Origin of the sequence: Sphingomonas rhamnosi (assembly GCF_036663615.1) — a bacterium.
GTDB lineage: Bacteria > Pseudomonadota > Alphaproteobacteria > Sphingomonadales > Sphingomonadaceae > Sphingomonas.
On sequence record NZ_JAXOJJ010000009.1, the window covers coordinates 131135 to 144273 of the forward strand.

The 13139-nt window shown below is 64.2% G+C and carries 13 protein-coding genes; 10 read left to right on the forward strand and 3 right to left on the reverse strand.

Features of this window, described 5'->3' with window-relative positions:
* Positions 1–314 precede the first annotated feature (314 nt).
* The 8 genes from U1701_RS16885 (at position 315) to U1701_RS16920 (ending at position 8704) form a co-directional block, all read left to right on the forward strand.
* A complete protein-coding gene (locus tag U1701_RS16885) occupies positions 315–998 on the forward strand; it encodes a DNA-binding response regulator (RefSeq protein WP_332783747.1) in 684 nt (227 codons plus the stop codon).
* Entirely contained in the window at positions 991–1581 is a 591-nt protein-coding gene (locus tag U1701_RS16890; protein ID WP_332783748.1) for a hypothetical protein, read from the forward strand. The genes U1701_RS16885 and U1701_RS16890 overlap by 8 nt, the downstream gene beginning before the upstream one ends.
* A 4-nt stretch (positions 1582–1585) precedes the next feature.
* Complete coding sequence (locus U1701_RS16895) at positions 1586–5020, forward strand: UvrD-helicase domain-containing protein (protein ID WP_332783749.1); 3435 nt, start codon at positions 1586–1588, stop codon at positions 5018–5020.
* A gap of 40 nt (positions 5021–5060) precedes the next feature.
* The gene (locus U1701_RS16900) at positions 5061–5849 is read left to right on the forward strand and encodes a multiubiquitin domain-containing protein (RefSeq protein ID WP_332783750.1); all 789 of its coding nucleotides are present in this window, start codon (positions 5061–5063) and stop codon (positions 5847–5849) included.
* Positions 5849–6232, forward strand: a complete 384-nt coding sequence (locus U1701_RS16905; RefSeq protein ID WP_332783751.1) for an E2/UBC family protein — start codon at positions 5849–5851, stop codon at positions 6230–6232. The genes U1701_RS16900 and U1701_RS16905 overlap by 1 nt, the downstream gene beginning before the upstream one ends.
* On the forward strand, positions 6229–7575 hold the full coding sequence (locus tag U1701_RS16910; RefSeq protein WP_332783752.1) for a HesA/MoeB/ThiF family protein: 1347 nt from the start codon (positions 6229–6231) through the stop codon (positions 7573–7575). The genes U1701_RS16905 and U1701_RS16910 overlap by 4 nt, the downstream gene beginning before the upstream one ends.
* A complete protein-coding gene (locus U1701_RS16915; protein ID WP_332783753.1) occupies positions 7572–8096 on the forward strand; it encodes a ubiquitination-like system serine protease family protein in 525 nt (174 codons plus the stop codon). The genes U1701_RS16910 and U1701_RS16915 overlap by 4 nt, the downstream gene beginning before the upstream one ends.
* 410 nt (positions 8097–8506) lie before the next feature.
* Positions 8507–8704: a hypothetical protein gene (locus U1701_RS16920; protein ID WP_332783754.1), complete on the forward strand. Its 198-nt coding sequence runs from the start codon at positions 8507–8509 to the stop codon at positions 8702–8704.
* A 54-nt stretch (positions 8705–8758) separates the two neighbouring features.
* Here the strand turns inward: U1701_RS16920 and U1701_RS16925 are convergent, their stop codons facing one another.
* Positions 8759–9322, reverse strand: coding sequence for a recombinase family protein (locus U1701_RS16925; RefSeq protein WP_332783755.1), 564 nt, complete (start codon positions 9320–9322; stop codon positions 8759–8761).
* 230 nt (positions 9323–9552) lie between these two features.
* On the opposite strand from U1701_RS16925, the gene U1701_RS16930 reads away from it, so the two are divergent.
* A complete protein-coding gene (locus U1701_RS16930; protein ID WP_120301432.1) occupies positions 9553–9846 on the forward strand; it encodes an AbrB/MazE/SpoVT family DNA-binding domain-containing protein in 294 nt (97 codons plus the stop codon).
* Complete coding sequence (locus U1701_RS16935; RefSeq protein WP_332783756.1) at positions 9843–10229, forward strand: type II toxin-antitoxin system VapC family toxin; 387 nt, start codon at positions 9843–9845, stop codon at positions 10227–10229. The genes U1701_RS16930 and U1701_RS16935 overlap by 4 nt, the downstream gene beginning before the upstream one ends.
* A gap of 287 nt (positions 10230–10516) precedes the next feature.
* Here the strand turns inward: U1701_RS16935 and U1701_RS16940 are convergent, their stop codons facing one another.
* Both U1701_RS16940 and U1701_RS16945 read right to left on the reverse strand, forming a co-directional pair.
* On the reverse strand, positions 10517–11866 hold the full coding sequence (locus U1701_RS16940) for an MFS transporter (protein ID WP_332783757.1): 1350 nt from the start codon (positions 11864–11866) through the stop codon (positions 10517–10519).
* Positions 11867–11907: 41 nt separating this feature from the next.
* Positions 11908–13137 (reverse strand): TetR/AcrR family transcriptional regulator, encoded by a 1230-nt coding sequence (locus U1701_RS16945; protein WP_332783758.1) that lies wholly within the window; start codon positions 13135–13137, stop codon positions 11908–11910.
* Positions 13138–13139 lie beyond the last annotated feature (2 nt).

Consider the following 13139-nt stretch of genomic DNA (forward strand, 5'->3'; position numbering starts at 1 on the left):
TCCCGCTCCCCAACTTCAGCCATTCGTTAAGGCCGGCCCTCGGCGACTTTCAGCAGTCCAGATCGATCGCGTGGACAACTCGAACTGGTGGTAAGCGGAACGGCCGCTTTCGGCCTACACTTTCCATCGACGGACAAAGGTAAGCGCTTTACCATCGGCATCACGGCACGCCGCTCGAGGAATCCGCGTTGGGAACCAATGTACCGCCACTGACGAAGCAGAAGCCGGATGGGACGACATACACGCGCCGAGAGGATGTCGAAGACGCTCTTGAACGGCTTGTCGGACTTCCGCGATCAGAGATCATCGCCGCCTTGAAGATCCGCGATGCCCGCTCGCGGCTCTATGTGCAGTCGGAATGCATAGTCCATCTGATCCGGGCGACGCGATCCGACAACGATCAGGCCTATTTCGGCGAACTCTATCGCGAGCTGATGCGAAGGATCACGGCCGTGCTGCCGCGGGTCGAGGGAGAGCGCGCAGGCATGTCGGAGAACGTGCATGCCGCCGACGCCCGGGATCGCGTCCGCGACTTATTCAACGAGAAGGTGAGCGTCGATCGCAAGGAGGCGGGCTCCGATCTCGACTATTACGAAGTGATGTTCGCCGATGCCATAGCTGCGCTCCGGAAGACGGCCATGAGGCGCGCCACGCGGTCGGCGGCTCGGAGCGAACGCATCGAGGCCGACGACGACGGCAGCGAGCCGTCGCTGGCCGTGAAAAGGGCCGTGGGCAGCCTGGACCTGAAGCAGGAACTGCTCTCCGAGGATCCGATTTACCGGTCCCGCGTGATCACGGCGATACAAGCTCTACCAGACAAGCAACGCAGAGTGATTGAGATGATCCTTCAGGAAATGCCGATCGACTCTTCAGACGAGAGTGTGATGACCATCCGCAAGATGATCGGGGTCTCTTCCGAGAAGACCGTCCGCAATCGACGCGACGCGGCGTTCGATACGATACGCCAAGCGCTCGGGATCGGATCAGGCGATGAGTAACCACAACCAACTGAGCGACGAAGACGTCCTGCTGGCGTTCGCGGTGGAGCCGAAGCACGACCGCGCGACCCTCGAACGTTACCTGAAGTCCTGTCCGCATCTGGCCGACGATCTGATCGACCTGTCGCTCGACATGCGGCTCCGGCGAGCGGGCGACGGCGCCAGCACACCCGTCGACGAGGCCTGGGTCGAGGAATCTTGGGCGGCGTTCCAGGCAACAATGCCCACCAATGCCGGTGCAGCCGTCGTCGATCCCTTCGAGACTGCATCAAGCGAAGATCTCGTCGCGCTCCGCCGGACGCTGGGCGTGCCCAGTGGCGTCATCCAGGGGTTCAGCACGAGGCTGGTGGACATCACGACGGTGCCGGCGTGGATCGTCGATGCCGTCGCACGAGGCGTCAGGACCAGCGTCGGCGATCTGCGGGCGTTCATGACCGCCGGGCCCCGACTGGCGACAGACCTGAGCTACAAGTCAGATGAGGCCCCCGCTGCAGCCACCGCCAAAATCACCTTCGAGGCGCTGTTGGTCCAGTGCCGGGTGAAGGACGACAAGCGTCGCGAGCTTCTGGAAGACCGGGACTGAATCGGTGGACGCGGTCGAACTCGCACGTCAGCAGGCCGCCGCGCTCCATGCCCGAGCGGTGTCCGAGGGTGCCGACCCATGGTCGCCGATAGCGATCGTCAACGCGGTCGCCTCAATGCGCTGCCTCGACAACGAGGCCGTCGAGCCGGGCAGCGATATCCTGGCTGGCGGGCGGGCGCAGTTCGATCCGAAGGGACGGGCGATCCGCTACGAGGACGCAGGCTCGGACTTCGACAAGGCGTTCCTCATCGGACACGAACTCGGTCACGCAACCCTAGGCGATGACCGCATTGAGCACGTTGCCAAGGACGTGGATCCGACGCGGTCGTCCGAGGCCGCGCCCGTCGGCGAGGATCGTGTCGTCGACTATAGCCGCCGGCAGCGACGCGAGATCCAGATGGACCTCTTCGGACGCGAGCTGATCCTCCCGCGCGCTCGCGCGAGGTCCCTCCACCTCGACGGGATGACCGCGACGGAGATCGCCGACAGGCTGGGCGCGCCGTTCGACGTCGTTGCCATGCAGCTGCTCGACGCCCTGCTGCTGCCCGAGATCCAGCCTCCCGCTGCGGATCCGGCCAAGAAGCCTCCGAAGCCTCTGAACCCGGAGCAGGCCGATGCAGCGCGGCATCGCGGCGCGCCCTATCTCCTCGAAGCCGGCCCCGGCACCGGCAAGACCCAGACGCTGGTCGGCCGTGTCGCCGGGCTCGTCGAGGAAGGCGTCGATCCCACGGGCATCCTGGTGCTCACCTTCTCGAACAAGGCCGCGGGCGAGCTTTCCGAGCGGATCGCCTCCATACACCCCGACGCGGCGTCGGCGATGTGGATAGGCACCTTCCACGCCTTCGGCCTCGACATCGTCCGCCGCTACCATAAGCAGCTGGGCTTCGCCGCCGAACCCCGCATGATGGACCGCAGCGAGGCGATCGCGATCATGGAGAAGGAATACCTGGCGCTCTCCCTGACGCACCATCGCGAGATCATGAATCCGGCCAAGCCCCTGAGGGAGATGCTCGGCGCGATTTCGCGGGCCAAGGACGAGGTCGCCGAGCACGAGCGCTTCACCGAACTCGCCCAGGCGATGCTCGACCACGCCGTGGATCCCGACGCGCACATGGCGGCGCAGCGGTGCATCGAGGTCGGCCTAGTGTACCGCCGGTACGAGGAGCTGAAGCAGGCGGCCGGCGCGGTCGACTTCGGCGACCTTGTGTCGTTCCCCGTCAAGCTGCTCGACACCGATCCCGAGGCCGTGCCGGTGCTGCGCGGCAAGTACACCCATGTCCTCGTCGACGAATACCAGGACGTGAACCGCAGCAGCGTCAGGCTCCTTCAGCGACTGACCGACGGGGGCAGGAACCTCTGGGCCGTCGGTGACGCCCGGCAGGCGATCTACAGGTTCCGCGGTGCGTCGTCATACAACATGTCACGGTTCGCGACCGACGACTTCCCGGGCGCCACCGGCGGCAGGCTCCGGCTTAACTACCGGTCGACGCCGGAAATCGTCGATGCCTTCTCGGCGTTCGGGCAGGGCATGCGCGCCGGATCGAACGACGCGTGGCTCGGCGCCGACCGGCCCTCAAGCGGACACAGCCCAGAGCACGTGACGTTCGGCGACAACGACGACGAGGCGGACGCGCTGGCGGACGAGATCGAGCGCCGGTCGGCGGACACCGCGTTCCGGGACCATGCCGTACTCTGCTCGGGCAACGACCGGCTGACCCGCATCGGACGCGAGCTCGAACGGCGCGGCATCCCGGTGCTCTACCTCGGCAACCTGTTCGAGCGGCCCGAGATAAAGGACCTGCTCTCCCTGCTTTCGCTGCTGGTCGACCGCCGCGCGATGGGGCTGGTCCGCAAGCCGACGCTCCCCGAGCTGGCGACCGGGATGACCCTCTCCGGCGCCACCGCTGTAGTCCAGCACCTGGGCAAGACCGATGCGGAACCGCTCGCCTGGACCCAGACGACGTGGGCGCTGCCCGAGCTATCGCCCACGAATGCCACATCGTTGCGGGCCATGATCGCCATGCTCGATGGCTTCGGGATCTTGTCGCGTCCGTGGCCTGTCCTGGCGCGCATTCTCCTCGATCGCACGCGCACTGCCGCCTCGATCGCTACCGCGGACGATGTCGCCAGCCGAGCGATGGGGGTGGCGATCTGGCAGTTCATGGGCTTCCTCCGCGCGGAACGCGCAGGTCCCGGCCTGCCGGTCCAGCGCATGCTCGATGGCATCCGCCTTCTCGTGCAGCTCGCCGACGAGCGCGACCTAAGGCAGTTGCCCCAGGCGGCGCAGGGCATCGACGCCGTCCGCCTGATGACCATCCACGGCAGCAAGGGACTCGAGTTCCCGGTGGTGCACGTCATGGGGCTGAACAAGAACAGCCTGCCCACATCCTCCGCCACCCGCCGACCCACCTGTCCCGTTCCAGACGGCATGATCACCGGGGGCGAAGGGAACGAGAGCAGCACCATGACGCTTGCCGCGATCGACCACGACCTGGAGCAGGAATGCCTGTTCTACGTCGCCGCCTCACGGGCGAGGGACAGGTTGCTCCTCTATTCGGCGACACGCACCGCGTCGTCCGGGACGGGGTCGCCCCGCAGACGCGACCCGTCGCCCTTCATCGCACGTCTCGGCGTGAGCGCCACGCGTGCCGCAACGCCCCGCACCGACCGAACCGCCGATCCCGAAGACAAGCCTCTGCCCGTCCGCATCGGCCCGCCGATCCGGATCACTACCTCCCAGCTCCACCTCTATTCACGCTGTCGCCGGCGCTACCTCTACACCCATGTTCTGGGCGTGGGCGGAAAGCGGACATCCACGACCATTACCAGCATGCACGACATCGTGCGCTCCGTGATCGAAGACATGGCCGGACGGCAGCCCACCGCCGGATCCGCATCCGAAGCCGTCACCCTGCTGGATCGGCTTTGGTCGGAAGGGCCGCTCGCTGGCGACGAATACGCCATCCACCGCGAGATCGCGGGCTTGCTCGTCCAGCGTTTCGTCGACCTGCGCGCCGGAGGCACCCTGGCGGCCCCCGTGACACTGGAGACGCGCATCGGGGACGACACCCTCATAGCGATCCCCGACGATCTCTTAACCAACTCCTCTGGTCAGCGCATCGCCAGGATGGTGAGAACCGGGCATCGGTCCTCGAAGACGGGGGAGGATGTGGCGGACGCCGCCTTCCAGATCGCAGCCGCCGCATCCCTTCCGGGCTGCACCGCCGAGATCATCCATCTCGGTGACGACGATCCCACCACGCGGGTCACGTTCGATCACAAGGGATTGGGCAAGCAGACGGAAAAGCTCTCGAAGGCCTTCACCGCCATCGGCGAAGGCCGGTTCGAGGCCGACCGCTCCGACCGCACATGCCCCTTCTGCCCGGCCTTCTTCACCTGCGGCCCGATCGTGGACGGCAGCCTGCAAAAAAATTCCTGACCGGAATTACCGGTCAGGCCGTGCTGCCGGGATTGCCCCTGTGAGACCGACGCAATCACGCCTCGGTCCACGGGAACAATACACAATGTCCATCATCGAGAGCCACGACATCGACGATGTCGAACTCGCCGTGCAGCAGGATCGCCCGCTGCGCCCCGGCCGCTACCGCGTCTCCTTCGCCCTCGACGGGGTCGACTACAGCCCCATCATCCTCGACGATCCCGTCCCCCTCGGCCGCCAGATCCTGAAGGCCGCAGGGATCAAGGACATCGATGGGTACTCGCTGTTCGTCATCACCCAGGAAAGCGACTTCGAGGACGTCCGCGCCGATGAAGAGGTCGATTTGCGCGATCGCCTCGCCCACCGGTTCATCGCGTTCAGCACGGACCCGCTCTACCGCCTCAAGCTCGACGACAGCCGCATCGTCTGGGGCCAGCCGAGCATCCCCGAATCCGTCCTGCGCTCGCTCGCCGGGATCGACGACGACAGGGCGGTCTTCCTCGAAGTGCGCGGCGGCACCGACAAGCTGATCGAGGTGGGCACCCAGGTCGATCTCACCTCGGAGGGCGTGGAGAGGTTCATCACGGCCAAGGCCAAGACCTCGTACTTCTTCTTCGTCAACGGCCAGCGCTACGAAACCGAGAAGAAGAAGCTCACCGGCGCGCAGATCAAGGCGATGGTGCCCGGCTGGGACGAAACCCACGACCTCGCGCTGGAAGGGCATGGTGACGAACCCGACCGCACGGTCGGCGACGACGAGAGCATCAGCCTCGATCCGGAGCACGGCGTGCGCCGCTTCTCGTCGGTGCCCAAGGCGAACTTCGGCTGATGTTCGGGCCCGTCACCATGCAGCTGGAACAGCTTCGGGAGCGGTTCGGCGGAGCGGACGTCCGGCAGGTAACGAGCGACGTGATGCTCGTCACCGTGCCGAACGTCCGACTGCCGGAGGGGTGGTCGAAACCCTCGACCGCCATCCGCTTCATCATTCCGTCGGGGTATCCCTACGCGCTTCTCGACTGCTTCTGGACCGATGCCGACCTCACCCTGCAGGGCGGCGGCCAGCCCCAGAACACCGGGATGAACCCGATCCCCGGCGTCACCGAGCCGTTGCTCTGGTTCTCCTGGCACCTGACCGCGCCCTGGAACCCCAACCGTGACACCCTCACCACGTGGATGAACGTGGTGATCAACCGCATGAAGGAAGTACGATGAGCGGCATCCGATTCCCGTCGCCGATCTACGGCCAGCTCGCCGCAACGCTTCTCGACGCCCACGGCGTCGAAAGCTGCGCCATCGCCTATGCCCACTACGTCCCCGGTGCAGACGCGTGGATCGTCGCCGACGTCTCGCCCGTGCCGGACGGCGCCTACGATCGCCGCGACCGCATCTCCGCGGTGCTGAAGGCCGAGTATCTGCTCGAAGTCGCCAATCGCAGCCGGGTCACCGGTATGGCGGTGATACTCATCCACACCCACCCCGACTACTCGACGCATCCCATATTCTCAGCGACCGACGACGACGGCGAGGCCCAGCTCGCCCCCTACCTCGCGCGGCGCGGCGCACCCGTTCCCCACGCCGCGCTCGTCATCGGCGCCAACGGCTGCCGCGCCCGCCGCCTCGGATCGAACGACGAGATCAAGGTGTGGGAGGTCGGACGGCACCTTGCCCTGCATTCCCCCGGACCAGACTGCGCGGATCTGCAGCGCGAGGACCGGCAGGTCCGCGCGTTCGGCGAACCCGGCCAGCGTCTGCTGAAAAGCCTCCGCTACGGCGTCATCGGCGCCGGAGGCACCGGTTCGCTCGCCTGCCAGCAGCTCGCCCATTTCGGCGCGATGGACGTCACCGTCATCGACCCAGACGACGTCGAGACCACCAACCTCAACCGGCTGGTGGGTTCGGTGCCCGGCGATGTCGGAACGCCCAAGGTCGAAGTCGCGGCCAGGATGATCCGGGCCGTCAACCCCGAGGCGCACGTCACGGAGCTCCAGGCGGACATCGTCGACGCCCATGTCGCCGATCTCCTGCCCACCTTCGACTTCGTGCTCCTGTGCACCGATTCGCACGCGAGTCGGGCCGTCGTGAACCAGGCCGCGCACCAGTATCTCGTGCCGGTAATCGACATGGGGGTCAGCATCACGGCCTCCGACCGCGTCATCACGCACGTCACCGGACGCATCCAGATGATCGCGCCGGGACTGCCCTGCCTCACCTGCACCGGCGCGCTGGATGGCAAGGCCATTCTTCGCGAGCTCCAGACGCCGGAGCAGCGGGCGGCAGATCCGTACGTGCAGGGCGTCCACGAACCCCAGCCCGCCGTAATCTCCGTCAACTCGACCGTCACCTCGCTGGCGCTTACCATGCTGCTAGGGGCCGTCACGCCCGTGCCGACGCGTCCGCGCCACCTCGCCTACGACGGTCTGCGCGGCCGGGTGAGCGAGATGGCCGTCGCCAGCCATCCGGGGTGCATCGTCTGCTCGACCGCCGGCGCGCGCGCCAAGGGATCGATCTGGCCGCTTCCTGTCCGCGGGGCATCTGCGAAGGGGGAAAAGGAATGACGGCGCCGGCAAGGATGCTCCACCTCGTCGGTGAGGCCGAGTATCGTGACGAAGCGGAGGCCAAGCTCGCAAAGCCCGGCGATGCCACGTTGGTGGTCCGCGGGCGCACGCGTTCGGTGGTCATGGCCTGCCCCGACGGCTGCGGCGAGACCCTCGTCGTCAACATCGACCCCCGCGCTGGCAAGGCTTGGCGCATGGACACCCGTGGCGAGGGCCTGACCCTGTATCCATCCGTCTGGCGTGACGGAGGGTGCAGGAGCCACTTCATCGTGTGGCGCGGTTTCCTCATCTGGTGCGACCGTTTCACCTTGGGGAACCAGGAACCGCGATACGATCCCTCGATCGAGGAGGCTGTCCTCTCGGCGATGGACGTCTCCACACCCCTGACCGCTGAGGCGATCGCGTATGCGATCGATGAGCTTGTTTATGACGTCAATCGCGCAGCCAATCGTCTGGTCGGCTACGGTCTCGCCCGCAGCTGGAAGGAGAGCCACACTTGGTTCTTCGTCCGAGCCGATTAATCGGATCAATTGCGCCCCTCGCGCGCGAAAGAAAACAAGTGCTCGAACACCCCGCGCGAGACCGCTTTGACCAGCGATTGGGTACCATAACGGCCAAGCGCCCGTTCTGATGAGAGGCCGTTTGCCGCCGCAGGCCGCCGAAAGCAGACAGACCGTTTTCCACCCACCAACGGCGGGGGGTCGAGCCCCCTCCCCCGCCACTTGAACGGACGGCAGCTTAGGCGTCCGGACGCCCGAAAGCGGACGGGCAGTTTCCCACCAATTTTGCACGAATGCGGACCTTCCGCCGTCACCCGTATTTCTGAAAGCCGCCCGTGCGCCCGGCGACGTCACGGCATGCTCGATGATCACGTCGACGGGGGATGCGATGGGGTTTGCAGACTTGCCACTCTAGCGATACCCGTGGTCGCATGCTAAAAATTCGACTGAAACGGGAAACGGAGCAAAACGCGCGTGCGATGAAGCGGCTTAGGAAGGTCGAGCTGTCGGTCACAGGGCTCGGCGATGAGGATTTGCTCGATCTTGCGGATATTTTCAAAGAGATGCCGGATACGGCTATCGCGCGATACGCTTTTGACGAAATGGCCCGGCGCAAAATCAGTCTGTGATCCACAGGGCCGTGACGGTTAGCATTTCGGCTTTCGACCAAACCGCGCCGACTGCTACATTGTGTTCACATCAGACGGCTTAGGCATGAACTTGTAGACCGTGCCTCGGGAGATGCCGAGCTGACGAGCGATATGAGCGGGCTTCACGCCATCGGTGAGCAGCTTTCGCACCGCGTCCGGATCGATGCGTGCTTTGCCACCTTTATAGACCCCCCTCGCCTTCGCAGCTTCGATGCCTTCGGCTTGGCGCTCGCGTCGAAGGTTCGTCTCGAACTCAGCAAACACGCCGAGCATATCGAGGAATGCCTTCCCTGCAGCGGTGGAGGTATCAATCGGCTGCTCGGTCGCTTTCAGGGCCACCCCCCTGCCCTTCAGCTCGTGCACGATATCCTGAAGATCCTTCATCGATCGGGCGAGCCGATCAATCCGAGTCACGACCAGCGTGTCGCCTTCGCGGAGAAAATCCAGCAAGACCTGCAGCTCGGTCCGTGATCCACGCTCGCTGCCGGATTTCTTTTCTGATCGGATCGTCTGACATCCTGCGGTGCGCAGTGCCGCTTCCTGAATGCCAAGGTCCTGCTCCAAGGTCGATACACGTGCGTAACCAAAAAGCGACATCTGGACCTCGTCTGTTCAGTCAGGCTCTAGACCGTCTACACGGAGTGTTCAATCGCAATGCGGACGACCCTATTTGAACGCAGAGACTGTTTAAAGCGACATGGCCACTCAGGGTATACCCAGACTGGCCTAGAGTGCGTGATAGGTAAGGCCCGATGTCAAAGCTCGCATTGTGTCACATCACTTAAAGTGGCATAGGCTACTAAAAAGCATTAAGGAAGGGCGCCGCGATGGCTACGCAGTCCATAGACGTTAAAGTTGCCAGTAACGGTCGGATGATTTTGCCGGCATCGGTTCGCAAGGCGATGGGGCTCCACGGAGATGCGAAGGTCATTTTGACGGTTGAGGACGATCAGGTCCGTCTGTCGCCGATCGGTCACGGGGTTTCTCGCGCTCAGGCGCTTTATCGAGAGCATGCCAAGCAGGCCCGAACAATCGACGACTTCCTATCTGATCGCAAGGCAGAGGCCGTCACCGAGGCAGGCGAGTCTTCGCATTCGGACCGGCAGGGAGATCCGGCATGACATCTGTTGTAATGGATGCATCCGCGGTGCTGGCGCTGGTTCGGGATGAACCAGGCGCCGACAATGTCACACCTCACGTCGGACGAGCAGCGATCTCCGCCGTCAATCTGCAGGAGGTTATCAAGGAACTCCTGCTTGGTGGTTTGGGCGCAGCCACCATCCGCGAGATCCTAGACGAGCTTCGTCTTGATGTACGTCCTCACGACGTGGAGGCAGCGTATGCGGCCGCTGAGCTGCACACTCAAACGAAGGAGTTTGGGCGCGGACTTGGTGATCGCTCCTGTCTAGCGCTTGCGATCCTACTTGGCGTTCCCGCCCTTACTGCAGATCGCGAGTGGAAGAAGGTAAAGGCCAAAGGGCTCAAGATGGAGCATATCCGCTAGCAGCCGATCCCGCTTATACCGTGCCTAGTCGACTTTCACCGCCGAAATAGATTGTCACAAATGTGTTTTGAAACCACCTCGTTCTGCAACGGAGTTGTGCGACGACTGAGCAGCTAAAGGCCGGCTATTGCCTCAGCTGTCGCAAAAGTAGGACATCCGCGACAACTTGGCGGTAAGTACCTGCCCCGGGCGATTGGTTCGGACAGCCCCGCAACCAGACGTTCCGGCTGTTTATGTGGGCGAGGGTGCAGTGCAAGCGTCAGTTCGGGGCGGCGTCCATGCCCCCTCTACCTTGACCTACACTTCAACGCGCTTGACGGATATCGGATCAGGTTGCGACCTCTCCCACCCAGCAGGAGCATAAAGCCTATGAAACCGGCTAGGATGGTTGGAAGCAAATAAGCCAGACGGATCGCGAACTGCTGTTGTGGCAAGACGACGCCGTTACCGTATCCGCAGGCGCTCAGCGACGCCATCACCCCTGCCCCGCCCACGCCCATGGCGCCGACGAGAACGACGTTGAACAGCGCGTAACTACTTGCCGCCGTTCGACGTCCCGCTTCGGCGTCGCGCGCGACGCCGTCTGCAGTTATGGCACGCAACAGGATGAACTCGGTGGATCCAGTGGCGTAGCGAAGGATCAGAAAGGCCGCAGCGGCAGCCGGCATCGCCATCGGCACGGCAAATCCGACGATCGCGACCATCATTTGCCATGCGTAAACGGTCATGAACACCTGTCGCCAGCCGCGGCGATCGCTCCATCGCAACCAGAGCGGAACGACGATTAGCATCATCGGATATTGGACGAAGGCGAGACTGCTCCCCCACCCGCGAAGCGCGAGTCCGTCCACGATGAAGAAAATCAGAGCGCTGCCGCTGGCACCCTCGGCAAGGCCAGTAAGGGTGTAAAGCAACAGCACGGTCCCCGCGCTGGGATCACGCATGATTCCAGAAAGCTGCCTTAGCGGAAACACACCGGCTGCAACCATCCGCCGGGTCGGCTCGCGAACAACCCATGTGAGCAGCAGGGTCGCGAGCGGCGCCAAAACTGCGATTATTTTGGCAAGCAGGCCCATCTGGTCAGCCGGTGACGCCGCGTAGCGGCGTTCCGCCGTGGCCAGCGTCAAAAGGATCAGCCCGCCTCCAAGAGCGGCAAACCAAATCTTCGTGCCCTGGACCCGCGTGCGCTCCTGCGCGTCGATCCCGATCTCCAGCCCCCATCCGCCGTGCGGCGTGACCATCAACGCGTAGCCAAAGTGCAGTGTGAGTGCCCACAGGAGGATGATCGAGATGGGGCTCCCCGGTGGCGCCCTGAATAGGCCGAGAGCGCCCACGCTTACCAACGGCGCGCCAAGCAACAACCATGTCCGGCGGGCACCGAATTTGCCGCTCATACGATCGCTGGCCCATCCGATCACAGGGGCGGCAGCGGCATCGAACACGCGCGCCAGCAGCAACAGACCGCCGATCGTTGCCAACGACAAACCCACCGTCTGCGCGAGAAACGCCGGCAGATAGGTGCGCCAGGCGATCTCGATGCCCTGGAACACGATGACAGGCAATGAGAAGGCGACGAGTTGGACGGGCGTTAACCGCGGTGACATGGCAGAACGCACCTTCGATGTGAAGTTGCCCATTGCCGTGGGGATGTGACGATCCCGGGACGTTCAGACTTGGCCTAGCCGGCGGTCAGCGTTGCAATAACCTGCCCGATCTCTGCCTCGGCGCCGGCGATTCGTTGCTCGCGATCCTGAACAAAACCGTAGACGCCCGTCACCCCAACCAGGAAGCTCGAGAAGATTGCGGCATCGATGTGATGGATCGGACTAGCGGGCCCGAGCAGCGCGGCCAGATAGTGACCGCTGGTCCGTCCGCGCAGGTAGCGCAGATGTCCGCCGAACGGGCGCAGCGCGGGATTGCGGGCGCAGGCCAGCAGTAGTTCGTCCAGTCCCAGGGTTCCGGCAAACTCCCGCACAACTATTTCGGCGAGTTCGTGCGCCAAAGCCTTAGGTTGCATGGCGGGAAGGTCAGCCAGCTCGTCGGCAGTCCTGGTCGCAGCCCGTCGGTAAAGCGCGTCGAACGCGGCCGCCAGGAGATCGGCGCCGGTCCGGAACTTGTGGGAGACGACACCCAGCGTCAGACCGGCATCGACGGCAACGGCCCGATACGTCAGGCCTGCAACCCCACTCCGCTCGACGATTGCGCCCGCCGTGGCCGCGATCCGTTCAGTGACGTCATCACGCAACGGCGGAAGAACAAGACCGGCGCCGGCCAGCGCGTGGGCTCGGTCCCGCCAGGGTGACGAGGACGAGACCTGCCCGCAAAGCCAGGCACTCCAACCAGCGCAGACTTCGCCGAGCGCCGCCCGATCGATCTGCCGGTTCCACGGCACGAGATGGAATCCGCTCTCCCCGGCAAAAAAGCGGGCGGTCGTGGTCGCATGTTGCGCGATGCCGAGACGTTCGCAGAGCTCGGTCCAGAAACAGCTCCACAGCGTCGTCCACCGTCTAGCCAGCGGTATGAAAGTTGCCTGCTTGACCGCGTTCAGATGGCATTCCCGCCAGGCGAAAGCGAGCCTGCGCTCGTCATGGCACCAGTCGTCAATCAGCCCGGCTAGCAAAGCGCCAAGCGCGGGAGGCGGCATGGCGTCATCCGGCAGCAAATCGATTTGACGCGTGCACCAGGCCTCCGCGGCGTCGATTGCACACTCCTGCGCAGAGACCAACAAGCGTTCCAGACTGCCAAAATGGTGATAGAGGGACGACACCTGAATGTTCGTAGACGTGCACAACGAACGGACCGAGATCGTCGCGCTGCCACCAGATTGCCAGGCGCCCAGTGTCGCGTCGATCAACCGTTCTTTTGTCTGTTTTGAAAGCCTCGTCCCATTCTCTGGCGCGGTCGCCATGC

Coding starts and splice junctions, on each gene's coding strand:
- U1701_RS16890 (WP_332783748.1), top strand. CDS start 991: ATGAGTAACCACAACCAACTGAGCGACGAAGACGTCCTGCTGGCGTTC.
- U1701_RS16905 (WP_332783751.1), top strand. CDS start 5,849: ATGTTCGGGCCCGTCACCATGCAGCTGGAACAGCTTCGGGAGCGGTTC.
- U1701_RS16910 (WP_332783752.1), top strand. CDS start 6,229: ATGAGCGGCATCCGATTCCCGTCGCCGATCTACGGCCAGCTCGCCGCA.
- U1701_RS16915 (WP_332783753.1), top strand. CDS start 7,572: ATGACGGCGCCGGCAAGGATGCTCCACCTCGTCGGTGAGGCCGAGTAT.
- U1701_RS16920 (WP_332783754.1), top strand. CDS start 8,507: ATGCTAAAAATTCGACTGAAACGGGAAACGGAGCAAAACGCGCGTGCG.
- U1701_RS16925 (WP_332783755.1), bottom strand. CDS start 9,322: ATGTCGCTTTTTGGTTACGCACGTGTATCGACCTTGGAGCAGGACCTT.
- U1701_RS16930 (WP_120301432.1), top strand. CDS start 9,553: ATGGCTACGCAGTCCATAGACGTTAAAGTTGCCAGTAACGGTCGGATG.
- U1701_RS16935 (WP_332783756.1), top strand. CDS start 9,843: ATGACATCTGTTGTAATGGATGCATCCGCGGTGCTGGCGCTGGTTCGG.
- U1701_RS16940 (WP_332783757.1), bottom strand. CDS start 11,866: ATGGGCAACTTCACATCGAAGGTGCGTTCTGCCATGTCACCGCGGTTA.
- U1701_RS16945 (WP_332783758.1), bottom strand. CDS start 13,137: ATGGCGACCGCGCCAGAGAATGGGACGAGGCTTTCAAAACAGACAAAA.